General features: G+C 60.3%; 23 protein-coding genes. 3 read left to right on the plus strand and 20 right to left on the minus strand.

The window, feature by feature from the left end:
- Nucleotides 1-15: 15 nt before the first annotated feature.
- From B7E11_RS00670 to B7E11_RS00735, 12 genes are all read right to left on the minus strand, one after another.
- On the minus strand, nt 16-1,683 hold the full coding sequence (locus tag B7E11_RS00670; protein ID WP_080831733.1) for a thiamine pyrophosphate-binding protein: 1,668 nt from the start codon (nt 1,681-1,683) through the stop codon (nt 16-18).
- Nucleotides 1,684-1,732: 49 nt separating this feature from the next.
- Nucleotides 1,733-2,563 (minus strand): NADPH-dependent oxidoreductase, encoded by an 831-nt coding sequence (locus tag B7E11_RS00675; RefSeq protein WP_080831734.1) that lies wholly within the window; start codon nt 2,561-2,563, stop codon nt 1,733-1,735.
- 1 nt (nt 2,564) lies between these two features.
- A complete protein-coding gene (locus B7E11_RS00680) occupies nt 2,565-3,077 on the minus strand; it encodes a GNAT family N-acetyltransferase (protein ID WP_080831735.1) in 513 nt (170 codons plus the stop codon).
- Nucleotides 3,070-4,113 (minus strand): M14 family metallopeptidase, encoded by a 1,044-nt coding sequence (locus B7E11_RS00685; protein ID WP_080831736.1) that lies wholly within the window; start codon nt 4,111-4,113, stop codon nt 3,070-3,072. The genes B7E11_RS00680 and B7E11_RS00685 overlap by 8 nt, the downstream gene beginning before the upstream one ends.
- Nucleotides 4,110-5,489, minus strand: a complete 1,380-nt coding sequence (gene purB, locus B7E11_RS00690) for an adenylosuccinate lyase (protein WP_080831737.1) — start codon at nt 5,487-5,489, stop codon at nt 4,110-4,112. The genes B7E11_RS00685 and purB overlap by 4 nt, the downstream gene beginning before the upstream one ends.
- A 929-nt stretch (nt 5,490-6,418) precedes the next feature.
- Nucleotides 6,419-7,786 carry an MmgE/PrpD family protein gene (locus B7E11_RS00705; RefSeq protein WP_080831740.1) on the minus strand — a complete coding sequence of 456 codons (1,368 nt, stop codon included), beginning with the start codon at nt 7,784-7,786 and terminating at the stop codon, nt 6,419-6,421.
- Complete coding sequence (locus B7E11_RS00710) at nt 7,783-8,949, minus strand: amidohydrolase (protein WP_080831741.1); 1,167 nt, start codon at nt 8,947-8,949, stop codon at nt 7,783-7,785. Before B7E11_RS00710 ends, B7E11_RS00705 begins: the two co-directional genes overlap by 4 nt.
- Before the next feature lie 21 nt (nt 8,950-8,970).
- Nucleotides 8,971-9,291: a 2Fe-2S iron-sulfur cluster-binding protein gene (locus tag B7E11_RS00715; protein WP_080831742.1), complete on the minus strand. Its 321-nt coding sequence runs from the start codon at nt 9,289-9,291 to the stop codon at nt 8,971-8,973.
- On the minus strand, nt 9,288-10,997 hold the full coding sequence (locus B7E11_RS00720; RefSeq protein ID WP_080831743.1) for an L-aspartate oxidase: 1,710 nt from the start codon (nt 10,995-10,997) through the stop codon (nt 9,288-9,290). The genes B7E11_RS00715 and B7E11_RS00720 overlap by 4 nt, the downstream gene beginning before the upstream one ends.
- Before the next feature lie 25 nt (nt 10,998-11,022).
- Nucleotides 11,023-12,519 (minus strand): tripartite tricarboxylate transporter permease, encoded by a 1,497-nt coding sequence (locus B7E11_RS00725; RefSeq protein ID WP_080831786.1) that lies wholly within the window; start codon nt 12,517-12,519, stop codon nt 11,023-11,025.
- Between the two features lie 43 nt (nt 12,520-12,562).
- On the minus strand, nt 12,563-13,042 hold the full coding sequence (locus B7E11_RS00730; protein WP_176220555.1) for a tripartite tricarboxylate transporter TctB family protein: 480 nt from the start codon (nt 13,040-13,042) through the stop codon (nt 12,563-12,565).
- Entirely contained in the window at nt 13,042-14,103 is a 1,062-nt protein-coding gene (locus B7E11_RS00735; RefSeq protein ID WP_080831745.1) for a tripartite tricarboxylate transporter substrate binding protein, read from the minus strand. Before B7E11_RS00735 ends, B7E11_RS00730 begins: the two co-directional genes overlap by 1 nt.
- A gap of 592 nt (nt 14,104-14,695) precedes the next feature.
- Between B7E11_RS00735 and B7E11_RS00740 the strand changes: the two genes are divergently transcribed.
- Entirely contained in the window at nt 14,696-15,253 is a 558-nt protein-coding gene (locus tag B7E11_RS00740) for a hypothetical protein (protein WP_139787022.1), read from the plus strand.
- 98 nt (nt 15,254-15,351) lie between these two features.
- On the opposite strand, the gene B7E11_RS00745 is transcribed toward B7E11_RS00740, so the two are convergent.
- Nucleotides 15,352-16,260 (minus strand): cell wall hydrolase, encoded by a 909-nt coding sequence (locus B7E11_RS00745; RefSeq protein ID WP_176220556.1) that lies wholly within the window; start codon nt 16,258-16,260, stop codon nt 15,352-15,354.
- Nucleotides 16,261-16,480: 220 nt separating this feature from the next.
- On the opposite strand from B7E11_RS00745, the gene B7E11_RS00750 reads away from it, so the two are divergent.
- Nucleotides 16,481-17,011, plus strand: coding sequence for a hypothetical protein (locus B7E11_RS00750; RefSeq protein ID WP_080831748.1), 531 nt, complete (start codon nt 16,481-16,483; stop codon nt 17,009-17,011).
- Here B7E11_RS00750 and B7E11_RS30825 read toward each other — a convergent pair.
- Both B7E11_RS30825 and B7E11_RS00760 read right to left on the minus strand, forming a co-directional pair.
- Entirely contained in the window at nt 16,928-17,392 is a 465-nt protein-coding gene (locus B7E11_RS30825; RefSeq protein WP_080831749.1) for an ISAs1 family transposase, read from the minus strand. The genes B7E11_RS00750 and B7E11_RS30825 overlap by 84 nt on opposite strands.
- Nucleotides 17,373-18,668 (minus strand): ISAs1 family transposase, encoded by a 1,296-nt coding sequence (locus B7E11_RS00760; RefSeq protein WP_051318378.1) that lies wholly within the window; start codon nt 18,666-18,668, stop codon nt 17,373-17,375. The genes B7E11_RS30825 and B7E11_RS00760 overlap by 20 nt, the downstream gene beginning before the upstream one ends.
- 145 nt (nt 18,669-18,813) lie before the next feature.
- Between B7E11_RS00760 and B7E11_RS00765 the strand changes: the two genes are divergently transcribed.
- Nucleotides 18,814-19,083, plus strand: a complete 270-nt coding sequence (locus B7E11_RS00765) for a hypothetical protein (RefSeq protein WP_080831750.1) — start codon at nt 18,814-18,816, stop codon at nt 19,081-19,083.
- Nucleotides 19,084-19,188: 105 nt separating this feature from the next.
- On the opposite strand, the gene B7E11_RS00770 is transcribed toward B7E11_RS00765, so the two are convergent.
- Genes B7E11_RS00770 through B7E11_RS00790 form a run of 5 tightly spaced genes read right to left on the minus strand, consistent with a single transcriptional unit; the run spans nt 19,189 to nt 24,756 of the window.
- A complete protein-coding gene (locus tag B7E11_RS00770; protein ID WP_080831751.1) occupies nt 19,189-20,493 on the minus strand; it encodes an ABC transporter substrate-binding protein in 1,305 nt (434 codons plus the stop codon).
- A 57-nt stretch (nt 20,494-20,550) separates the two neighbouring features.
- Entirely contained in the window at nt 20,551-21,660 is a 1,110-nt protein-coding gene (locus tag B7E11_RS00775; protein WP_080831752.1) for a glycoside hydrolase family 172 protein, read from the minus strand.
- A gap of 26 nt (nt 21,661-21,686) precedes the next feature.
- A complete protein-coding gene (locus tag B7E11_RS00780) occupies nt 21,687-22,532 on the minus strand; it encodes a carbohydrate ABC transporter permease (RefSeq protein ID WP_080831753.1) in 846 nt (281 codons plus the stop codon).
- Between the two features lie 13 nt (nt 22,533-22,545).
- Nucleotides 22,546-23,421: a carbohydrate ABC transporter permease gene (locus B7E11_RS00785; protein ID WP_080831754.1), complete on the minus strand. Its 876-nt coding sequence runs from the start codon at nt 23,419-23,421 to the stop codon at nt 22,546-22,548.
- A 45-nt stretch (nt 23,422-23,466) separates the two neighbouring features.
- A complete protein-coding gene (locus B7E11_RS00790; protein WP_213084111.1) occupies nt 23,467-24,756 on the minus strand; it encodes an extracellular solute-binding protein in 1,290 nt (429 codons plus the stop codon).
- Between the last annotated feature and the right edge of the window lie 119 nt (nt 24,757-24,875).

The following is a 24,875-nucleotide window of genomic DNA, read 5'->3' on the forward strand; positions in this document are numbered from 1 at the left end:
GCCGCAGCCTCCTCCTCAGGTTGTTACCGCGATATCCAGGAAGTAGGGTCCCTGGGCGTTCAAGCCTCTTTGCAGGGCGTCCGGCAGCGCTTCGATCGCGGTTACGCGCTCGGCCGGCACTCCGAATCCTTCCGCCATCGGGAGCAAATCCGCGGGTCCGTCAAGATCCAGGCAGTCCAGGTAGTGATCGCCAAGCGGCGCTCCGATCGCTTTTCGACCCGTTTTCAAAACGTGGTAAGCGCGGTTGTTCACGACGAGAAACAAAACGCGGGCCTTCGATTTCACCGCGCTGTATAAAATTTGCGGATAATATAAAAACGTCCCGTCCCCGAGCAGGCTGACGACGGTTCGGTCGCGATCGGCAATCGCCGTGCCGACGGCTTGCGCGGAGCCGTGGCCCAGACCGCCCCCCTTGCCCGCCGTATACTGCTTCGGATCCCAGAGATGAACGTACTCGACGAACGGCATCGCGTTGGATACCGCTTCGTTGACCAGCGTGAACTTGCCGTCCCGCGGCAGAAGCTTCGCCAGCTCCGCGGCGACGATTTTGGCGGAGATCGCCCCTTTTTCGCGGTCCGCCAGCAGCGCCGCCTCTAACGACGTCCGCCGAGCCTGCGCTTTGGAAGCGACCTCTTCGCCTCTGCGCCGGATCTCCTCCCGAAGGGGAGCCGACAATTCGCTGGCGATGCCGATTAACGCGGCAAGACTCGCCTTGATCTCGCCCCAGGCACCCGTTCCTCCGGTCACGTTTTTGCCGATCTCCCACGGATCGTCGTGCAAGTAAACGACCTTCGTGCCGGGTTGTACCAGGCTTCCGCCGTTATCGTACAGCGCGACGGGCGCCTGGGCGCCTACGCCGACGTAGAAAAGAAGGTCGTACTCGCCCAACGTTTGCCGGATTTGCCTTGCGTTCATCGGCAGCGTTCCGACAAAGTGGGAATGCCGGTTATCCGCATTCTGCCTCGTCGGCATGCCTTCGGACATGATGCCGATGCCGAGTTGTTCGGCCAGCCGCTGCACTTCGAGATGGGCATCTGCGTCTCCGACGCCGTCTCCCGCCACGATCAGGGGACGCTTCGCGTCCAAAAGCTCCTTCGCGATCTCCTCCAGAGCCGATCGCTCCGCGCAGAATCCGGAGGCCACCTTCGTCGGAGGGCTCAGGCGCTCGACCGCGGCCGGCGCCAGCGAAATATCGTACGGGATCGAAAGAAAGACCGGGCCGTGCGGCGGCGTCATCGCCACCTTGAACGCGCGATGCAGCGCGGTCGGCAGCTCCTCCGCATGCCGCACCTCGTGCGCCCACTTGGTCATGCTGCGGACTTGCCCGACATGATCTCCCGCCAGAATCGGCTCCTCGATCAGCATGCGGGTATGGTGCTGCCCGACGATCACGACTAGGGGGATGCCGGCCCGATACGCATTGTAAATATTGCCCATGCCGTTCGCCAGGCCCGGCGCGACATGAAGAATGACGACCCCGGGCTTGCCCGATTGCCTGGCGTAGCCCATCGCCATTCCGACCGCGTTCGCCTCATGCAGCGCGGTGACATATTCGATATCCGCGTAATTCGGAAACCCGTCGATGAAGGGCAGTTCGCTCGTTCCGGGATTGCCGAATACGTGGGCCACTTCGTAATCTTGCAGAAGTTGAAACAACAGATCTCTTCCCAACGCAGGGGTCATTGAACTGGCTCCTTCCTTCGCTCGTCTCTAGTTGTGCCGATCATGCCGCTTATTCAAGCACAAAGCCGTGTTCTTTCAAAAAAGGAGCCAGGCCGCGGCGGAATTCGTTGCCGCGCGCCATCCGCCGGGCGGTGTGCTCAGCCCAACCGTAATGCCCGGTATCCTGTTCGGGCTCGGGCGTGACGCCGGGAATGCGAACCCGCCGCCCCTTGTAAATATCGGTTTTCGCCATTCGTTCGTCGTAAGCCGCGATGCCTTCCTCCATCGATTCGGCCGAATACTTTTCCCGGTGTACGACGACCGATTGCGGAAGGCGCGGCTTCACGCCGCTCGGACGGGAAGGATAGCCTACGGCCAGTCCGGCCGTCGCGAACACGCCGTGCGGAAGCTCCAGCAGTTCGGCCACCTCGCGCGCCCGATTGCGGATCGCGCCGACCATGCAGCAGCCGAGCCCCATGCTTTCCGCAGCCAGCGCGGCGTTCTGCGCGGCCAGGGCGCTGTCGATCACGGAGACGAGCAGCAGCTCCAAATAATCGGAGCCGAAGCGATAGCCTTGCTTGGCGGTTACCTGACGATGCCGGTACGTATCCGCGCAAAAGGCAAGGAACAGCGGCGCCTCGCCGATAAACCCCTGATTGTCGCACAGCTCCTGCATTTGCTTTTTCCGCTCCGGGTCGCGGATGACGACGACGCTCCACGATTGGAAGTTGGAGGACGTGGGCGCGCTTTGGGCCGAAGCCATCATCATTTCGACGACCCCTTCGGGAAGCTCGCGGCCTGAATCGAAGCTGCGAACCGACGAGTGGCGCGTCATCTGATCGATGACCGGGTTGCGCAGCGCTTCGAATACCGGAGCGCCGTCGAGCGAGAAGCGATCCATTTCAGTGTCCTCCTTGCGCCGGCATGTCCGGAATGAGTATTTTTTTCATGAAAATCGTAATGTGCCCTTTGCCCAAATCCTTGGTGCCCTGGATTTCGTAATTGCGCCGCTTGTACATTTCGATCAGCCACGGATGACGGTCGGCCGTGCCGAGCGAGACGGCCGGGGATTTCAGCGTATCCCGGACCATCGTCTCCTCGCACCACGTGATCATTTCCCGGCCGATTCCTTTCCGTCCCGCTTCCGGATCGCTGGCAAACCACCACAGATGCGGCACGCCGAACGGCCCCGGGTTCGGTCCCCACGGCATTCTCGCCGATATCGTGGAGACGATTTTCCCGTCCTCTTCCATCACGAAGCACATGTGCTCCCGGATGTTTTTCTCCACCAGAGCCAAATCCGCCGTAGCGGCGGCGAAGTTGATGCCAAGCTCGCGGATCGGCGCATAGGCGCGCAGCGTCAAATCCAGCAAAGCGGGTCCGTCTTCCAAAGTTGCCATGCGAAAGTTAGCCATGTTGTCCTCCGTCCTCCTGCCATTCGATGCCTACGAACGCCACCCGGTCGCCGGTGTCGACCGGCGGGTTTTTCCGGGAAGCGATAATGTACGTATCCTGTTCGGCGCGAACTGCCTGCACGGTGCCGAACATATCGACGATGCGGCAAATCAGTTCCCCTTGCTTCACGATCGACCCGCTCGGGGCGCTGTCGGTCACGATGCCGCCATGATCCGCATAAAGAAACCGCCGTCTCGTCAGCGTAAGCGGTTTTGCGGCAGAGGCCGTCTCAAGCGCGTCCGGCTTCTCCGGCCACATGCCCAAATCGTGCAGAACCGCCATAATGCCTCTTTCCCCGAAAGCGACCATGTCCGGTTGAATGTGGCCGCCGGAGCCGATCTCCGTCATAAAGGCGGGAATGCCGTGCTTCAGGCACTGAACGTCCAGGAATCCGGCCACGTTGCCCGGCAGCTCGTTCAGATTCCCCCCGAGATCGACCCGGCAGTGCGCGGTTCCGCCGAAAACCCTGGCCATTCGTTCCGCCTGGTCGCAAACGTCCGACTCGGCCGCCGGCAACCGCTTGAACACGGTGTAGGGAAGCGCGTCATAAGGTGTGCCGAGCGTATGAAAATCGATCAGATGCGTCGCGAGCCGCCGGATTTGTTCGAACAAAAGGTGGGCAAGCCGCTGGGAAAGCGTCCCTTTCGCGTCTCCGGGAAACTGCATGTCCATGTCCAGCCCGTCCTGGGGCGTATTTTTTTGGCGCGCGTGAAAAGCCAGCGGGTTGGAGATCGGAGTGGCGATGATCGCCCCCGCCAGCTTCTGCGGATCCAGGCGCGGGAGCAGGCCGCGAATCGCCATCGGGCCGTTCAGCTCGTCCCCGTGAATGGCCCCGTTGAGCCACAGGCGAGGCCCCGGCTTCGTCCCGTTCACGATCATGACGGGCATTTGCACCGAGCCGCCGTGAGACAGCTCCGCCACCTTCACCATGCCGGCCGCATACTCGCCCGGCGCCGCTTCAAGCTCTCCCCATGCAATGTTCCGGTTCTCGCTCATCCTTGGTCGTCCTCCTTCAGCCAGCCCGTCGCTTCGGCAGCCGCCAGCACCCGGTCCACCGTTTGCGGAGCTGAGCCCAAATAGGTGGACGGATCCATCAGCCGTTCCAGTTCCTCCCGGCTGACCGACTCCCGGACCCGGGCGTCTTCCATCAGCACCTCGCGGAACGGGATATTTTCTTCGACGCTCTTCATGCACAGCTCGTACACGACTTCGTGAGCCGTCTGTTTGCCCATCGGCTTCGCAAGGGCGAACATGACGCGCTCGGACAGCAGCAGCCCGCCGAGCATATTCAAGTTCCGCAGCATATTTTCCGGCTTCACGACGAGTCCCGCCAGAATCGCCTTCGCGGAGGCGAGCTGCGACGCGAGATAGATGCAGCTTTCCGGCAGCGCGATCCATTCTCCGCGCCACGACATCGCGTCGCGCTCGTGCTCCACGATCATCGACTCTTGCACGAGCGCCGCATTGTAGCGGACCGGCTTGGTCAGGCTCGCGAGCCCTTCCAGCGCCGCCGGATTCCGCTTGTGCGGCATTGTCGAGGAACCGATTTTCCCGGAAGTGAACGGCTCCTCCACCTCGTCGATCTCCGTGCGCATCAAATTGTAAAATTCGTTGCCCATTTTGCCGAGGGTGCCGCTGATCATGCCGAGCAGGCCGGCATATTCGGCCGAACGGTCTCGGGACGAGTGCCAGCTAATGTTCGGGGCTTTGAGGCCCAGTCGCTCCATCGTCAGCCGCTCCACTTCAGGACCTTGCGGCCCGAACGAAGCGTACGTCCCGACGCCGCCGCCCATCACGCCGGCAAACACGCGGGCTTCGGCTTCGCGCAGCCGGTCCAGATGGCGGATGACCTCGTCGAGCAGCACGGCGACTTTGAAGCCGAACGTCGTCGGCAAGCCCTGCATGCCGTGGGAGCGTCCGGCCATCGGCGTTTCCCGGTGCTCGCGCGCCAAGCGGGCAAGCTCGCGGGCTACCGCGCGCAAATCGCGCACGATGATGCGATGGGCTTCCTTCAGTTGCAGCATCATCCCGGTGTCTACGATGTCCTGCGTCGTCGCGCCGTAGTGCACCCATTCCCCGTGCTCGGGACCGCACAGCTTTTGCAGCGCCTTCAGCGTCGGCATCAGGGAATGCTTGACCTTCAGCACTTCCAGCGCGATTTCCTGGATGTTCATCAGCTCTACCTTCGCCTTGTCCGCAATGACCGCCGCCGCTTCGGCGGGGATGAGGCCCAATTCCGCTTCCGCAAGGGCGAGCGCCGCCTCGACGTCCAGATGCTTCTGCAGCCGGCTCTCGTCCGACCACACCTGGCGCATTTCCGCGGTGCCGAAATTGTTTTGAAGCATGATCATATCGATGACATGTGACGGCATGTTGGTTTCCTCCTAGTTGATCGATCTCGAAGTCATATCGCAAATATTCCAACGTTTCACGGTGTACCTATTCCCAGCGGCACTTCGAAGATATCGCGTCCTGCCCGAGGCAACCGGCTTCTTTCGCCGCTTGTCCGTGACCCACCATATCGAATTCGTCGTAATCGGCAAAATCATGAATTCTGTGCGATTTCTCGTACAAATTTATCGATTCCGTCGCTCCGCCGTCGCCACGTCTGACGGCTATGCGCGCGATATTGTATGATTTTTCGTACAAAAGTCTCGCATCTGCCGCTTTCGCGCATGTCTTTGTATGAATTTTCATACAAAACCCTCGCTTCTGCCGGTTTCAAGCGCGATTTTGTACGATTTTCGAAGAAGGACGGCTTTGCCGCTCTCTGCCGGTTCAATTTCATTTGGCGGGCTCGGCTTCGTTGGATTTTGTCCAATCGAAAGCGGCCTTTTCGCGAAAATTCGCCAGCTCCGTTGGATTTTGTCCAATCAGGCAAGGCTTTTTCGAAGATTGCGTCCGGAATTCCCTGTCCTCGTTAGATAAAATCCACTATAGACCGAGGTTTCCTCGTTTCTCACTCCGTCGATTGGATAAAATCCAACATAGGCTCAACCGCCCGGGTCGTTGCAACAAGGTTTCCAGCGACATGAAGCTTATTCTTTCTGAATCGCGAACAGAAACCCATTATCTGCCGCTTCGCGATTCTCATTGTACGACTTTCAATCAAATTCCCCGTTCCCGTCCATATGCCCAGGTCGGCGTTCGAGCGACCCCCCCGCCTTTTCCGAACCGCGCTCAGCTCCCGGAGCGCGCCGGGTTCATCGCATCGCATATGACGGTCGACTCTCGAACCACGTTCTGGGCGACGCATTCCCGTCAGGCCGGCTTCGGCAATCGGATGCGCTCGAACGAACGGCTAGATGTCGGGAATCAACGCAGATAAATCTGCAAGCTGCTCGAACCGGGCCACCCGGCCCGGCAATTCTCTCCAAGCGTCGGGAAGGCCGCGCACGGCGTCCTCGTATTTGGCCGTTCGCTCCGCCGCCGAAAGCGGGCGTCCCGGCGCTCCGCGCGGGCAATCGACCCGCTCCGTCCATGTCGTTCCGTCGGTTAGCGCAACGCTCACGACCGTGAATCGCCCTTTCGGCATCGCGTTCGGCGCGGGGACGAGCTCGCGGTCGCAACGGCGCTCCACCTTGGCCGCCAGCTCCGCAAGATCGGGGCGAATCGGCTTGTCCGAAAACGTCTCGACGCCAAGGTCCCCGTCCGTCAGCGCGGCCGCGACGACGTATTCGACGCTGAACCGCCCCTCCACTCCCGTCTTCGGCTCCCGGATGACGAGAGCGGCGTCTCCGCCGGGCGGAAAGCTGACGGTCACGCTCTCGATGTCCGCCGGCGCCGGCCTGCGGGCCGCCCGGATGGCCAGCGCCGCATCCGCGGCATGGTGCGCCGCGGAGCAGCAGGGATACAGCTTGAACCACATGCCCGGTTCGACGATTTGCCACGGCTGTCCCCAGTCCCGGACGGCCCTGCCGGGAGTTGCCGTTCCCCCGCTGAAAACCGAAAGAAAACCGAGCGGGCCGTCCAGCGGTTCCGCCGCTCCCGCGACTCCCGCGGCGGCCAGTCGCGCGGCCAGCATGCCGGAACGGGCGGCGAAGCCTGCATGAAGCGGCTTGACGTCGCTGCCGAAATGAACCCGGAGGCCGCCGGCCTGCGTGCCGGCCAAACCGAGCGCGCGGCTCGTCGACTCGACGTCCAGCCCGGCAAGGCGCGCGCAGGCGGCAGCCGCTCCAAGCGCTCCAAGCGTGGCCGTGCTGTGCCAGCCGGCCTCGTAATGCCGGGAACCGAGCGCCATGCCGAGCCGGCACATCGTCTCTACCCCGACGATGTACGCCGACAGAAACGCGGCGCCGGTCGCGCGGCGCTCTTCCGCTTCCGCCAGCAGCGCGGGCATGAGGACGGCGCTCGGGTGGCCCCGGACGCTCTCATGAACGTCGTCGTAATCGAGCGCGTGGCTGAGGTAGCCGTTCACGAGCGCAGCATCGGGCGCGGCAAGGCGATACCTCCTGCCGAGCACGGATGCGGCGCCGGCGACCTTCCGATCCGCGCCGACTCCAAGCGCCGACGCGATCTTGTCCGCGCCCGCGTCGTCTCGGGCGGCCAGCGCCGACGCCAGCCAGTCCAGTACGGCGGCGCGGGCGGCTTCCGCCGCCCGTTCGTCGCGCAACGGATCGGAACGGACGATCCGTTCCGCGAGACGGCGCGTGAGGGAATCCGCGCTCATCCGACCGATTTAAGCGCCTGTACGGCCGCTTCGGCGAACAAGGCGGCGCTGATCGAAAGCGCGTCTTCGTTCAGCGTGAACTTCGGATGATGCCACTGCTCCGTCCCGCCGGTTCCCATCCAGATGAAGCAGCCCGGCAGACGCTCCTGATACAGGGCGAAATCCTCTCCGCCCATGGAAGGGGCGGCTTCGACGATTTGCAGCCCTTGGGCAGCGGCGGCCGAATGCATGATTTCCGCCATTCTCGCGTCGTTGTTCACCGCGGGCAGCATCGAAGTCCACTTCAAGCGAGCCTCGGCCCCGTATCCGGCGGCGACGCTTTCGACGACCCGTTTCATTTGCCCGGGAATTTTTTCTCTCGCTTCCCGCTGGAACGTTCTCACCGTTCCTTCCAGAACGCCCGTATCCGGGATCACGTTCCAGGTCGATCCGGCTTGCAGCTTGCACACGCTGACGACCGCCGCATGCTGCGGGCTGGCGTTCCGGCTTACCAGCGTCTGCAGCGCGCCCACGATCGCGCTGCTGACGACGACCGGATCGATCGTCGTGTCGGGCATCCCGGCATGCCCTCCTTTGCCGAACCCCTCGATTTCGAAGCGGTCGACCGACGCCATCAAGGGCCCCGTCCGGATGCCGCCCGTCCCGACGGGAAGCCCCGGCTTGTTGTGCATGCCGAACCCCGCGGCACCGCCTTCGAGCGCCCCCGCCTCGATGACCGCGCGGGCGCCGACAGCCAGTTCCTCCGCCGGCTGGAACAGGATGCGTACCGTCCCATGAAGCTCGCCGGCATGCTCCTGCAGCAGCTTCGCCGCTCCGATCATCGATGCCGTATGGAAATCATGGCCGCACGCATGCATTTTCCCGGGGACGGTCGAAGCGAACGGCAAGCCCGTCTCCTCGTTAACCGGCAGGGCGTCGATGTCGGCGCGAAGCATGATCGTCGGTCCGGGATGAGTTCCCTTTATCTCGGCCAGCACGCCGGTCGGCAGCTTCAAATCCAGCATGCGAATGCCCGCTTCCGTCAACCATGAACGGATCCGCGCCGTCGTATCATGCTCCTCGTTCGAAAGCTCGGGATGCATATGCAGTTCCCTGCGCATCTCGATAAGCCGAGACCCGAGCGATGCGGCTTGCTCCCGGAAAAAAGCGGATATCGTCGTCATTGTGCATTGCTCCTTTGGTTTTCATAGTTGCGAATCGGCCGGCCAAAAGTCTTTTGCGGTTTTGAGCGCGGGCTCCAGCCGCAGCGGACCGTCCGGAACGAGCACCCTGCAGGAAAGGCTGTTTTTGCCGTTGACTTTAACCAGACAGCTCCCGCAAAATCCCCGTTTGCAGGAGTGGTCGTAGAAAGCGAACGTTCCGTCCAACTCGTCCGCGATATGGCGCATCAGATCCAGAACGGTCATTCCTTCCCGATAAGGAACTTCATAGGCCGCGAAAGTCGTCTCTCCCTCGGCGGAAGCCTTGCGCGCAACCTCGCAATTCACGATCGTTCCCCTGGTCATGGGCGCTTCACCTCTTTGTGCCAAAGCTTGCGAAATCGAGCCGTCCCGCCGTCCAAACGGAGCGCGAGACTGCACGTCCATTCTTCGTCCGGGTCCGGAGCATCAAGGCGCACATGCGCCCCGCGGCTTTCCCGTCGTTCCAGGGCGGCAGTTGCCACGCTCCAGCCGGTCTCGACCATATTCCGCAAATCCAGCGCTTTGCCGGCATCTCTATTGTAAACCAACGACGAATCCCGCAAGCCCAGGCGCTCCGGCAGCTCTTCCCGCAGCGCGGCCAAGCGCCGGTTCGCCGACTCCAGGCCTTCGGCGGTCCGGGTCGCGCCGACGAAGCGCTGCATGAGCGACTGGACCTCGGCCCATCCCTCCTGCGGCTTCTCCGCCGCGCCCGCCCCGGCGCCCCGGCGGCTTAATATCCGCCGGACGGGCTCCAGCGCCTCCGCAAGCGCCGGAAAATTCCCGGGCGCCGCGGCCGGAAGCGGATGCCGCAGCGCGAACGCGGCCGCGTTCCGGCCGGCGATGGCGCCGAACACCTGATTTTCCGACAACGCGTTTCCGGCCAGCCGGTTTGCGCCGTGAATCCCGCCCGAACATTCCCCTGCCGCGAATACGCCGGGCAGGCTGGTCGCCGCGTCCGGCTCCATCCGCAAGCCGCCCATGAAATAGTGCGCTCCGGGCGCGACTTCCCGGTCCACGGCGTCCGGGGCCACCCCCAAATCCTCCAGCAGCTTCTGCTGCATCTGCGGAAACTCGTCCGGATCCATCCCCCGGGTGCTGATGTACAAGCCGCCCGCATCCGTCCCTTTTCCCGCGGCAATCTCCTGGGACATGACGCGGGACATCACGTCGCGCGTCGCTTCCTTCAGAGGGCCCGCCCCGTGCCGATCCCAGAAATCCTCGCCGTCGCGATTCAGCAGCCGGGCGCCTTTGGGAATCAAAATGCCGGAATTGAACATCAGGCCTCTTGCGCCGGGCGGGGACACCATGACAGTCGGGTAATGCTGAACGAATTCCATGTCCGCCAATTCGATGCCGGCGCGAAGCGCGAGTCCGTACCCGTCTCCGGTCGCCTCGAGCGGATTCGTATTCAGTTCGTAAATTTGGCTGCCGCCGCCGGTCGCCACGATGGCTGCCGGAGCTTCGTACATCCGAAGCTCTCCGCTGGGCAAATGATACGCGGCCACGCCCCGGAGATGGCCGCCGTCCACGATCAAATCCGTCGCATAGGTAAACGAATGGATGGGGATGCCGGCTTTTCTGACCGCCTTCAGCAGCACCCGGACTACCTCGCGCCCGACGGCGTTTCCGACATGAACCGCCCGGGCGTGCGTATGGCCTGCCAGCCAGCCCAGGTGAGGCTCGCTGCTGCCGGGTTCCGCCGGATCGAAGATTACGCCCAGCCGCTGGGCGAAAGCGACCGCCTCGCCCGCCTGCTCCGCCAACACCTTGACCAGCCGCGGATCCGAAATGCCTTCGCCCGAACGGATGATATCCTCCGCGAACAGCTCCGGACTGTCGCCCGGCTTCGCAGTCGGCAAAACCGCGCAAAATGAATAATGGGCCGAGAGAGTACCTCCCGACCGCTGCGGCTCGCCTTTCGTCAATATGACAGGGCGAGCCCCTTGCTCCGCCGCAGCGAGCGCTGCGCGGAGCCCGGCGCCGCCGCTTCCGATGATCACGACATCGTAACGTTCGCGAGTGATCTCCATAGATGCCTCATCCCTTTTCGTATGATCAAGCTTTGATTCGCCGGGACCGAACCGCTTTGAACAGACGACCGACGACCGGCCAGATCGTCACGATCAGCCCGATGACCAACAGAGTCCCGGAAATCGGACGGGCAAACAGTTGCCACAAATCCCCTTGGAAGATCAGCGCCGATTGGCTGAGCGAATTTTCCAGCGTCGGGCCGAGGAGAACGCCAAGCACGAGCGGCGAAGGCTCCATCTTCGCTTTCCGCAGCAAATAGCCGAGAATGCCGAAAATCATCAGCACGATAACGTCGAACATGCTGCTTCTTACGGAGTAAGCGCCGATAATGCAGAAAATCATGACGATCGGCATCAATACTTTCGGAGGAAGGTTGGATACTTTCGCAAACAACCCGACCATCGGCAGATTCAGAATCAGCAGCATTACGTTTCCGATGTACATGCTCGCGATGAGCGCCCAAAACAGCGTCGAATGCTCCTGCATCATGAGCGGTCCCGGCGTAATACCTTGAATCATGAACGCGCTGAGCAAAATCGCCGGCAGCGGCGAGAACGGAACGCCTAGCGACAGCAGCGGCACCAGCGCGCCGGTGCTGGCCCCGTTGTTGGCGGATTCCGGCCCCGCGACGCCTTCGATCGCTCCATTTCCGAACTCCTCCGGGTGCTTCGAAAGCTTCTTCTCCATCCCGTACGACGCATAGGTGCTGAGAATGTTGGCGGGCCCGGGGATGAGCCCCATCAAAAAGCCAAGCAAGCCGCCGCGGACGATCGGCCCCGAGCTGCGGCGCATTTCCGTCTTGGTGGGCAGCAGCTTCCGGAGCGAAAGATCGGCTTTGACCGGTTTCACGTACGCCTGCTCCATCGATCCCAGCACTTCCGACATGCCGTAAAGCCCCATAATGATCGGAACGAAATCGAGCCCGTCGATCAGATACGGCGAATCGAACACCAGCCGCAGCGAACCGCTCATCTGGTCGATCCCGATCAGGGAAAGCACGACCCCGAACGCGATCAAAAGATAGCTTCTGACGAGCGAAGTGTCCGTCAGTCTCGACAGCACCAGCAGGCCGACGAGAACGATCGCGAAATACTCGGGCGGGCCGAACTGCAACGCCATCCGGGCAAGCGGCGGCGCCAGCAGCGACAGCAAAATCATGCCGATCGTTCCCGCCACGAACGAACCGATCGCCGCGATGGAAAGCGCCGCGCCCGCTCGTCCTTTTTGCGTCATTTTATACCCGTCAAGCGTCGTCACGACCGATGCCGCTTCCCCGGGCACGTTGACGAGGATCGACGTCGTCGAACCTCCGTACATGCCGCCGAAATAGATGCCGGCGACCAGAATCAGGGCGGCAGTCGGCTCCATGGAGAAGGTGAGCGGCAGCAGAAGCGAAATCGCCCCGACGGGCCCCAGTCCGGGCAATACGCCGACCAGCGTGCCGAGAGCGACGCCGACCAGGCAGATCAACAAGTTGGTTAACGAGAACGCGGACGATATGCCCGCCAAGATATCTTCCATTCCGGTCACGGATGCACTCCCCCCAACATCTTCATTTCCAGTTTTACAGCCAGATGCCGGGCGGCAAGGCAATCCCCAACCACAAATCGAAAATGAGCCAGACGGCGGCCGTCGTCGCGACCGTCAACGCCGCAAGCCGCCAGCCTTTGAGCCCCAATAAGTAGGCTGCAACCCCCAAGGATGCGAAGGTCGCCGCTACGAACCCGACAAAATGCGAAACGACGAGAAAAAGAACGAAAATGCCGATGAACGACAGGGCTCCCCGAAGACGGACGGGCTCGTCCGCTTCTTCGTTCGTTTTTTCCGGAGAGGCGTCCCCTTGCTTGCGGGCCTTAAGCAGACCTGCCAGCATGAGGACGCTCAGCCCAGCCGTCAACCCGCCGAAAACGACCGGGAAAAATCCCGGGCCGATGCTTTTGAGCGAACCGAATTTCAGGTCCTGCGATTGCCAAAGGGTAACCAGCCCCAACAGCAAGAACAGGAGCGCGGTAATGACCCGCGCCCTGTAGACCGTTTTGCTCATCATTGGATCTGTCCAAGCTTTCGATAAATTTCGCCGGTCTTTTCATACCATTCTTCGACTTCCGCACGCGCATCGGCGCTGTTTTTGTAGCCCAGCTGATAGCCCGCCTGCTCCATCAATTCCTTGAACTTGTCCGACTCGTATACTTCCTTGGTCAGCTCGTCGATTCTTGCAACGACCTCTTCCGGCACGTTGTTCGGAATAATGATAAAGTGGGCGGCTCCGCCGGCGACGCCTTCGACGCCTTGTTCGGCGGCCGTCGGAACGTCCGGCATCAGGTCGACCCGGTTTTCGCTCAGGACGGCCAGCGCGCGAAGATCGCCGGATTCCACTTGGCCGCGCACTTCGGGAACGTTCATGAACGCCGCCATGACGTGGTTGCCCATGACCGCCGGAAGGAGCGTGCCGCTTCCCTGGAACGGAACGTGCTGGATCTCGGTGCCCGTCGAATCCTCGAGCATGTTCGCCAGCATCGCGACGACCGTAGCTTCGCCGGGGTTGCCGACCGTCAGCTTGCCCGGGTTTTCCTTGGCGTAATTGACCAGATCTTCAAGCGTTTGGAACGGGGAATCCTTCGGAACGACAACGGTGACGACCATGTCGCCGACTTTGTTGACGATCGTGAAATCGTCCATCGTATATTGGGCCGGCGTTATGTGAAGCGCCGAGGAAATGTGGCCGGTCGCCGCCCACAGCCAGGTGTAGCCGTCCGGCTTCGCCTTGACCAGCTCGTAGTTGCCGACCGTGCCCGAGCCGCCGCCGACGTTTTTGATCGTGATCGGTTTATCGATAATGCCCGTAGCCGCTTCGGCGAAGGAGCGCGCCAAAATATCCGAAACTCCGCCCGCGTTGAACGGAACGATCATCTCAATGTTTTCGGTGGGCCAATTCAATTCTTCGGCCGCCGGGGATCCGGACGCCGTTGCGGTCGCACCGCCGGTTCCCGCGCTTTGCTCCGGACTGCTCGTCCCCGAGTTTCCCCCGTTGCTCGAGCATGCTGCAAGCATGACGATCGCCGCGATCAGTACTGCAAGTTTCGATAGCGCTTTTTGTGTTTTCATAACTTTCTTAGTTGCCTCCTAGTTGTGATGATTGCTGAAATGCCGGCTTCCCCTCTGCAACGCAAAAAAACCTACCCGGAGCGATGTTCCTCTGTCGACCCCCTAGATGTACGCTTGCTCACTCTCGCCAGGACGGTTTTTGAAAACTACATCGGAATAGTATGAATTGAATTCGATTCTATAATAGAACTTGTTGAGTGTCAATCCGTTGTTCCTATTTTGCCAGAATGTTCGCGTTTAATCCAGTGCGTAGCGAAAAAAATCGGCCAAGCCGGTACGATCGGGGCAACAACAAACCGCTTGGGCCGCCTCTCCTCGGTCGGATAAAACTCGATCAACGCCGCGCTGCCGGCGGAATGAACGCAGGATCGCCTCTTCCTGCGCCCGATTGGCTCCGCTCGGTGTATTCCCCGCGGGAGATTACGTTGATCTGCAAGTCGGCGCCGATCTCCTTCCACTCGATGACTTAAATGACAAAAAACGTGACTGCGCGTCACTACCCGAGCGGAACGCCCTCGCTTACGATGTGAAGGGGCAAACGCCGCTCCGTCTTGAAAGCCAAACTAAGGATACGGAGGAAATCGATTTGGAAATGAGGCAGGCAATAAACGGCTTGGCGGTGATCGCGATTTTGGGCGGAGTCGCCCGGATCGGCATGGCGCCAAGCGCCTACATTTGGGGAAGCAACAGCATGCAGGAGCTGACGTTCGGCTTTGTCGCCAGCTTGCTGATGGGAATCGGCATCCTCGGCATTTATTTGAATGCCGCGCCGAATGTCGGGATCGTCGGGTTTTTGTCTACGCTTGTCATATCTGCGGGCGGCGCGTTAACGGTGGCGCTCGTATGGTCGAATATGCTGGGGATGACCGAGCCGGATCACGCTTATATCGCCCCCTTGCTCAACGCGAACTCCATTCTGAGTTTAGCCGGCCAGCTCGTCTTCGGCATCGTCATGATTCGGGCGCGCGCTTATCCGTTATGGAGTCTCCTCTTGTTTATGGTTTTTCCGTTCATCTATTTCATTCCCGGGATCTCCGACCTCGGCTCCGTCGCATGGGGAGCCTGCTACATCGCTTTCGGCTATTGCGCGCTGAAAAATCAGAAGCGCGCGGCCGCCCCCCCATTCGTCGGGCGGGCTTCCGCCGGGTAACGCAGCTCCGGCCGCGCAAACAAACGCCCCGCGAGCATCCGCGCGCCCGCTGCCGGACGCAAAAGGCCCTCCGCCGCAAGGCAGAGGGCCGCATTCCTTTATTTGACGAACATGTGGTTGCCGATCGTCTTGACCGCGTCGGCCGTCTTCGCCCGCTCGGGCTCCAACTGCGGATTGAAAAAATAGAGCGCGCCGGGCACGTTGTTCTCGCCGGCAAGGGCCGCCTTGGCCGCGCGGACGCTCTCCGCGGATGCCGTCTCGGTCTTCAGCATCCCTTTCCCCGCCGGAGGGAACTGGCCCTTGGCGTAGATGACGGCTTTCACCGTGTCGGGGAACCTGCCGCTGTTGACGCGGTTGAGGACGACATTGGCGACGGCGAGCTTGCCCTGATAGGATTCGTATCCGGCTTCGACCTCGACCAGCTTGGCGAGCAGCGCGGCGTCCGCCAATTCGGGGTCCAAAAACTCCGGCACGACCACTTTAAGCTGCCGGCCGGCCGCAAGCGCGTCGCCCGGCAGCCCGTTGCGGGCTTTGAGCGCTCCCGCCGTCGTTCCGTAAGCTTCTGCGATCTCCGCAAGGGTGTCGCCGGCCTGGACGGTATATCGGTCGATCCCCTGAACGACCGATCCTTTGCCTTCTCCCTGCCACTCCACGCTGGCGTGCATGGCGTCGGCCAGCGTGCGCAGCGAAACGTAAGCGCTTCCTTCCCTTACTTTGACCGTTTCGGCGATATCGTAGGTTTTGCCGTTAAACGTGACGACCGACGTTCCGGTCCGTACCGTAAGCTTGTCGCCCAGCGCGTTGCCGACGGTAATCGTGCCCGCGTCCCCGTCGTAGGCAAGCTGCCAGCCCATGCGTCCCGCGAGCTCCTTGACCGGCGCGTAAGTCACCCCGCCCGACAGCCACAGCTCCCGGTTCAGTTCGATTTTATCCGTTATGTATGATTCTTTGCCCGTATTCGCAAACGCAGCCCCCGTGCCCACCGTCAGCAGCAATGCGAGGGTCATCAGGGTCATTCCGACGAACCGCTTGATGGCCTTCATCTCCTTTTTGCGGAAAGTAGTCCAATTCGACTGCACTGTTCGATATTATACAGCCAACAAAAAGGAAATTTTTAAATATTAACGATTTTTCATCGAATTCGGCTCGGGTTTGGCGCCGCTTCCAACGGGAACAATTCGGATAAAGGGAAAAAATCACCCCCGCGGATCATTGGAGGCGAGGCATTTGGACTCGGCGCTTTATTTGCTGTTTGCGATTTTGTACGCAGCGTTGTTCGCGTACGGAATGACGGTCTGGGCAAAGGATTCCGCCCGCGGCTTCCGGTATTTGCTGCTGCTCGTTACGGCGGCGCTCCTATGGGACAACGGCGTGCTCGGAGCCGGGAGATGGATCGGGGAGGGCGACTGGCTGGAGCGGCTGAATCGGACGCGCTATTGGCTGCACGCCTTCGTCACCCCGCTGCTTGCGGTGGTCTCGCTGGATTTGATGCGCCGGGCGGGGAGCCCCTGGGCGCGCAAGCCGGCCGCGATGGGGGCGGCCTGGTTGTTTGCCGCGGCCCTGATCGTGCTGGAGGTGACGACCGTAACCTGGTCCGTCAAGCTTAAACCGGTATACGAGCAGGGATTCGTCAAAGTCAGGTTGATAAATGCTCAGACATGTCCTTTGTCGTCTTTAAGCTCCGATCAGTTCCAAAGCCCTTTCTGGTTTTCTGGCACAACGGCGGGTCGCTTTCGCAATGTTGGATTGATTTCCTAAGCGGAACAAGCTAATTGCGAGATTGCGCAAGGTGGCCATGACTCGCGGCCCTTCTTTGGTTCGAATCTGAGAACGGTCTTCGTCAAACGTGACGTCGCGTACCCAATGGAGCCGATTTTCAATCGACCAATGTCCGCGATTCAAATTCAACAATCGAGCGGGATCGGCCCGTTCGACCGATAGGCTGGTGATGCCAAAGACAGTTTCTTCCCGCATCCACTCCCCTTGCAAATTGTAGGTGATTCGGTGGATTCGGCAAACTTGCGCCGCATACGGAAACGTCACGTAGTCGTTCAACTTCGTGCTCGTTTGCAGCTTGCGCACTTCGATGCGCCCGTGCCCTTTATCGCGTGTCACATATTCAGGGGGAAAAATCCTCATCGTCGAGGTCCTCAATCGCTATTTTCAAGTTCGATTGATTCCCTTTGACGGTGAAGAAGTAGTCGGCTTGTTTGTCTTCCACCAAATACCGGGCGTGCTCGACTTGCGTATGCAGCGCATCGGCGGTGACCACTTTCCCTCGCAAGTCCAGAGGGTCCAATACCGATTGAAATTCCCTAATCTCGTTGGTTTTCTTGTCCACCGCCCGTTGCGCAACGACGACGCCTTCCTTGTGCAACAAAGCGGAAAGCAAGTGCAGTGCTTTGCCTTCACCATCTTTGGCACCGCGCACCGTCTTTCCGTCGACCGCGATCGCTTCCGGATCCGTCTGAGCTGTCAGCCACTCGTTCAAGATGCGGTCGAGTTGTTCCGCATCCGCGCTTTGCAGATGTCGTCGCAAGGTCGGTTCACTGGGCGGGATATACCGACGTTGCTCGGGATGGTACCGACACCCCAGGCGACGCAAGAGATCTTGGGACAAATCCGCCGCCCATTCGCCGATTGCCAGAAAACTGCGGGCACCCGAGAGGGTTGCGCAGATTGCGACTGCGAGGGTGGATGTCACGCTGTGGCGAACTCCACGGGGCTTGCGTGGATCCTTGAGCTGTTTCAAACGTTCCAGCAACCCGTCATTCTGATCCAGGTTCACGCCATTCAAATTCACCACAGGCACTCCGCCTCCGCGCAATTCCGGCACCAAAAAAGGAGCGGACAACCACGTGCGGGCGTGCCGATGGAGCGGATACACCAAAACGGTTTTCGTTGTTCCATGATAGTAGTATTGTCCGGCGTTCCGTCCGTAGCCTCGGGTTTGTCCTAGTCGCAACCATCCCGCTGCGATATAGCACGTCCCTGCAAACCGGGCATGATCGACAAACGTTTCGACCAGAATCAACGGATGTCCGTGAACCGCGACCCAATCCGCCGACAACCGTTTTACGTTCAAGGAAAGTACCTTGGAAGCAAGGTTGGGAATGTGTACGCCAGGAAGTATGAGAAAGCGCAGGTTGTTGGCGATAAATAACAACCGGCTCCATTGTTGCTCTTTGGACCAGCCAATCCATTGATCCCGACAGCTGCATTTGAATGCAGCCGTTCCCCAGCCCAGCAAAGCGACCCATCTTCCCTGGATTTCCGCAACATATTTGATCGACTCGCCGACCAATTGGCGAAATCCAAGATAATGATGAGTTCGCATAAGCGTGTTCCATTGTGCTTCCTCGTGAGATTGAATCGGTCGAACGATTAGCGCTGTCAGCTCGATTTGTTTCGTCATACTTGCCCCTTATGGAACCGATAAAATGGGTATTAAGCTCATTGTATCGGTTCTTCGAGGAAAAAGCCAGCGATCTTTAAAATGTTAAGTGGGGCCTCGCATTAGTCTGACTTTGACGAGGCCCTGGGTATACGAGTACGGCGCTTTGCGCTACGCTTCGGCCGGAACGTCTCCGGAAATTCCGTTCATGGTCGTTCTCGTCATGATTCCGCTGCTTGCGGCCGGAGCGGTATTATGGAAGCGCCGCGTCACGTCCGCGCTGTTCTGGGGCACGATTGTGATGGGGGCCGGCAGCGCCATTCGGCTTCCCGTTCGAAGCTCGGCGGTCGCCAACCTATTCGAGCTCGTTCTGATCGGAGCGCTGTGGTTATCCGTGGCGTCCTTGCGTAATCGGCGGCCAGCGAAGGCTTCCTAACGGACAGGCAGGACTACGCGGGAGTCGGCGGACTTGGATTTTGCCCCATCCGGCGGAGCCCTTTCGGAGATTCGGCTCTAATGGCCTGTCTCGCACCCCGGCGGGTCAAGCGCCTTTCCAATCGTCCCAAATGCTCTGAAACTCCCGGACCAGGCGCTCCCTGTCGATGCTGCCTCCGATATACGCCTGAATTTGGGCCGCCATCCGCGACGTGTCCGCTTCGTACCCGGGATAACGCTGCCACATCCACGGAAGCGTCCGTCCCTCCCGCAGCGCCTTCAGCAGGTCGGCCGCCAGCGGACCGAGCCGCTCTTCGGCGACCGGCACGCCCTCGATCGCCGGGATCAGCTTGGCGTCCTCCATAAACCGCCTCCCGGCCTCCGAGGAGGCCAGCCAATCGAGGAAGGCTTTCGCCTCTTTCTTGACCCGGGAGGAGCGAAGCACGACCCAGTAGTTCGCCACGCCGATCTGCAGCTTGTCCATCGCCTCGGCGTCGTCGTTGATCGGCATCGGCAGAAATCCGATGTCGAGGTTCGGGTTGAGCTTGTCGAGCTGCAGCTGCGTCCATACGCCCTGCTGCATCATCGCCGCGCGGCCCGCCGCGAAGTTCGTCACCTGGGTGTTGTAATCGGTTTGCAGCGCGTTGTCCTGTCCGTACCGGACCGTCAAATCGACCAGATCGATCCATTCCGCAAGCGTCGGATTGCCGACCAGCGTTTCCTCCCCGCTCTTCACGGCGTCGATGAAGGCCGACGGATCCGGCTGCTGGGCAAACGCGACGTTCAGCAGATGGTTGCCGATGATCCACCACTCGGCATAGCCGTTCTCGAACGGTTGAATGCCCGCCGCTTCGAGCTTTTCGGCCGCTTCGCGCAGCTGCGTCAGCGTTTTCGGAACGTCCGGAATGCCGGCCTTGCGGAACAACTCCTTGTTGTAAATAAAGCCCCAGCCCTCCAGCGCGAGCGGCATGCCGTACACCTTGCCGTCCTTGACGATCGCCGGCTTCGCAAGCTCGACGATATCGTCGGCCCAGGGCCGATCGGACAAATCCTCCAAATATTCCTGCCACAGCTCGAGATCCGAATAACCCGCCACGAAAAAAATATCCGGCTTGTCGCCCGAGTTGAATCTCGTCTTCAGCCCCGCGCTGTAATCGCAGCCGCCGCCGCACGTATCCACCTCGACGGCCACGCCGGTTTCCGTTTCATAGCGCTTCGCAAGCTCGCTCAGTTGCTCCGCCATTTCGACTTTGAAGTTGAAAATGCGGACCGCCCGGTCCGTTTCTCCGCCCGTCGCCGCCGCATTCGCGCTGTCGCCCGCCGATCCGCCCGCGTTCGGGAGACAGCCTGCCGCGACCGACGCGAGAAGAAGCCAGACGGCGGCCAGCTTCCCGAGCTTGCGCTTCGCCATAGGGTCATTCCTTTCGCTGGCTCATGATGATGTTACGATCAGTATAAAGGGCCGAGGCTATCTCGGCCACCTTTCTTCCTTGGCAATCAATGGCTCGAACGGCCGGTGCGGCTCGGTCTGGTACCAGTACGCGACGGACGCCACGTCGTCCTGGCGCTCGAACAGCCCTTTTTTATAAACTCCGATTTGCTGAATCGTCACCTTCAGGTCCTGGCGGAACCGGATCGGGTCCGGGATATGCCACCGGTAAAACCCCCGCATCGGCGGCACGTCATCGTTGTGGTACGGGTTATGCACAGTATCGTCATGGCGCGAATAGTAAGGATAGCCCATGTACGGCGTGCAGTACGTGTTTTCGACCGTTCTCCCGTCCTTCTGCGTCGCGAAGCTCCAGGCCCCGCCGAAATAATCCTCGGTTCCGGTGCCGCAGATGGTCGGATAGTCGCCGTCTCCGTCGATGTACATTTTGATTTCCCCTTCGCCCCACCAATACCGCTCCAGCGTCGTCAGCGCCATGTACGTTCCGACGTAGTGGCCCGATCCCTTCACCCCGTCCAGAATGACGTAGTCCTCCGCCTTGTTCGTGATCCGCTGCCGCCTCCACAACGCGTGGAAATACGCGGTATGCTCCGGAAGCTCGTCGTGCAGGCAGTAATCGATCTGATAAAACAAGGCGGGAATCGGCGCTTCGTGCTGGTTTTCGATCGTGATTTTCGCCTTGCGCCGGAACGGCATCGGAAAATAGCTGTTGAACCCTCTCGTCGGGTTGACCGCGATCGGGACGGAGTTCACGATGCAGCCTCTCGCGAAGCCGTTGCAGAAGAAATCGCCCAGCGGGCTCTCGACGGAAGGAACCGTCTCGTCGTCCCAGTACATGCGCAGCACCAGGTCGCGCAGCACGTAACAGTCCGCGTCCGTCCGGTCGGTTACGGTGATCCAGATATGCTCGATGACGCCCGGCCCGTCTACCTCGGCCAGCGTCGCCGTCGCGCCCGGCTGCACGTCGCGTATGCAGGGCGAGCCTTTGCGGGAAGGGCCGAGATGGCTCGCGGCCATGCCGCCCTTCCCCTTTTCGCCGCGGGGATTTTCCGCGTTGATCGCCCGGCTGCTGCCGGGCTTGAGCAAAGGAAGGGCCGACAGCCCTCCCATGAACGGGTTCGCATTCATTCTTTTTTCTCCTCCCGAATCGTTTGTTAGCCCTTTACTCCGCCCGCCATAATGCCTTCCATGATCTGCTTCTGAAAAATCGCGACGAAAACGAGGATCGGCAAAATAATGATCCAGCCCATCGCGCTGACGAGATCCCAGGGCACGGCGTACATGTTGTCCCGCAACGGCAACTGCGTAATGGCCGTCGACAGCACCGAGATTCCGTTGGAATAAAAGAGCGGCGTAAAGAAGTTGTTCAGGCACGTGATGAAGTTCACGATGCAGACGGTCGCGAGCGCCGGCCTGAGCAGCGGCAAGGTCACGTAGAATAGCGACTGAAAAAATCCGCAGCCGTCGATCGAAGCCGATTCCTCGATGGAAACCGGAATGTCGTTCAAATAGTTTTGCAAAATGAGGATCGTAAACGGCAAGATGCCGCTGATATACAGGACGATCAGCCCCGTATACGTGTCGTACAGATGCACGCTCCGCAAAAAGTCGTACAGCGGCCGGGCCGTCACGACGTCGGGAATGAGCATGGACGCCAGCAGGAACGCCACCGCGATCGACAGCCCCTTGCTTCGAAAGCGGGCGAAGGCGAAGGCGGCCATGACGGACACGACCATGCCGATCAGAATGGACAAGCCGACGATGACGGCGGTGCTTCCGATTTTGGCCAGCAGTCCCGCGTGCTCGATCAAATACCGGTAGCTTTCCAGAGTCGGATGCCGCGGCCAGTACCGGATCGGCTTCGAGAACAGCTCGCCGGCCGGCGTGATCGACGAGACGAAAATCCACCACAGCGGGAACAGAATCAAAAATGCGACGACGAGCGCGAGCCCCCACATCAACCCTTTCAGCAACCGTTGTTTGAAAATTCCGGGTACCATACGCGATCGCTCCTTAATAATCCACGCGCTTCGTCGCGGACATGCTGATGCCGCCCAGGACGGCCATGACGAGGAACAGGACGATGGCGATGGAAGCGGCGTAGCCGGTGTTCAGGTTCGTAAACGCCTCCGTCGTCACCCGATACGCGATCAGGGCCGTGCTCTCTCCCGGCCCCCCGCTCGTCATCGCGTACACGACGTCGAAGGAGGTAATTCTCCACATCGTGAAGAAAATGCTGAGCACGAGAATGCTTTTGGCGAGCAGCGGGAGCGTCAGCCTGAAAAAGGAGCGGACGGCCCCCGCGCCGTCGATTTTGGCCGCTTCGTAAATATCCGACGAAATAAACTGAAGGCCGGCCAATATCAGAATCGCGAAAAACGGGATGTCCTTCCACAAATCCACCGCGATGACGGCGAACCGGGCCGTGTTCGTATGAATGAGCCAATCGAGCTGAAAGGACGGAGCGAACCAGCGGATAAAATCGTTGACCAGCCCGTAGTCGTTGTTGAACGCCCACTTCGAAGCCATCGCGATGACGACCATCGGCATCGCCCACGGCAGCAGCACGATCGTCCGCAGCACCTTCTGCCCGGCGAATTTCATGTTGAGGATGAGGGCCAGCGCGATCCCCAGGACGAGGTGGCCGGCCATCGAACCGATGACGAAAATCGCCGTAAACGAGAGAGAGGTCAGCATTTTCGAATCGCCGAACAGGTCGATGTAATTTTGCAGCCCGACGAATTCGTTCGTGCCTCGCAGCAGCTTGACGTCGAAAAAACTGATGCGGAACGTCTCGATAATCGGATAGATCGTCGTAAAAATTCGAATCAGCAAGGCCGGCAGCACAAGGATCCACGCGACGGTCAAATATTTTTTGCTCGCATACAATGGGAACGCGCCTTTCTTGTGGATTGTCGGACCCTTACGGTCGGTTTACTTGTAGCGCTCGACGGCTTCCTGCGCTTTCTCGCAGAATTCGTCCAGCGTGATTTTGTCCTGAACGTAGTTCTGGAACAGGGTGCCGATTTCCGAGATGAACTCCATCGTCTGCGGCAGCATCGGGCGGCCGTGCACCTCGTTTGTCGCCTGGATTTCGGAGTAAATTTCCTTGACGTCGCCGGAGACGGCGGGATTGGCCGCAACGTCGGCGCGGGCCGGGTACCGGTCGAAGTTCGTCCAGCCGTTCAGCTCGCCTTCCTCGCTCGCCAGGTATTTCAGGAACTTGACGGCCGCTTCCTTGTTCGGCGAGGCGGCGTTCAGCACATAGCTCCAGGAATCCGTGAAGATGCTTCGCGTCGCGAACTTCGGCATGTTGATCATGTGGATCTGGTCCTTGCCGTACCGGTTCGCCTGCTTGTAGTCGGTTCCGGTTCCCCACATGAACACCATCGCGTATTTGCCGTCGATGAATTTCTGGTTCATCTGCTCGTATTTGTCCGCGATCTGGTCGACCGGCGTCACCTTCCAGGTGTTGGCCATGTCGTACATGAACTTGACCGCCTTCCGGCTGCCTTCGTTCGTCCAATCGAAATAATCGCCGCCGAACAGATTGACGAACGTCGCGATTTCGTTGAACACGTACGTTTTTTCCCAGGAGCCGCCGTAGCCGTATTGTCCGTCCTTGGTGGACGCTTTCATGAAGTTGACGAAATCCTCTTCCGTTTCGATCGAGGTCATGCCGGCGGCGTCCAGCTTTTTCTGGTCGACCCACAGGGCGAGATAGCCGGAATAGCTCGGGACGCCGATAATGTCCCCGTCGGCCGAGGTCAGCATATCCTCCATGTAGCCCTGCGGAAATTGCGGCAGGATGTCGTCCGTCATGACCGTATCCTGCAGCGGCTCCAGCCAGCCGGAGTTTTTAAACGAGGTCGCCATTTCGTCGTTGATCTCGAGAATGTCGACCGTGTCGTCACCGGAAGACAAAATAGTGGAAACCTTCTGCTGGCGGGTGTCCGAATCGGTCGGGGCGGCGATCCAGTTGATTTTGACGCCGCTTTTTTCCTGCGCTTCGTCCAGCCAGGCCTGGAAATTCGGATTCGTGGATTGAATCGTGTAGAGCGTGATCTCGTCGCCGCCGCCGGAACCGGCCCCCGCGGAAGCGGATCCCGGCGCGGAAGCGCCCGTTTCCGGCGAGCCGGTTCCGGAGCTCCCGCTTGAGCAGCCCGACAGGATGACGGATAACGACAAGCCGGCGGTCAAAAGGATGGATGCGATTTTCTTCAAGCGAAACCCTCCCTGTTTGGGCGTTGTGTGGTGTAAGCCCTTACAGCTGAGTATAGCGGCCCGCCCCGGCCCCGGAATACGAACGGATTTGAACAAAAATGTGGAAGATTGTGATCTGC

Source organism: Cohnella massiliensis (assembly GCF_900169535.1).
Classification (GTDB): Bacteria; Bacillota; Bacilli; order Paenibacillales; family Paenibacillaceae; genus Cohnella; species Cohnella algarum.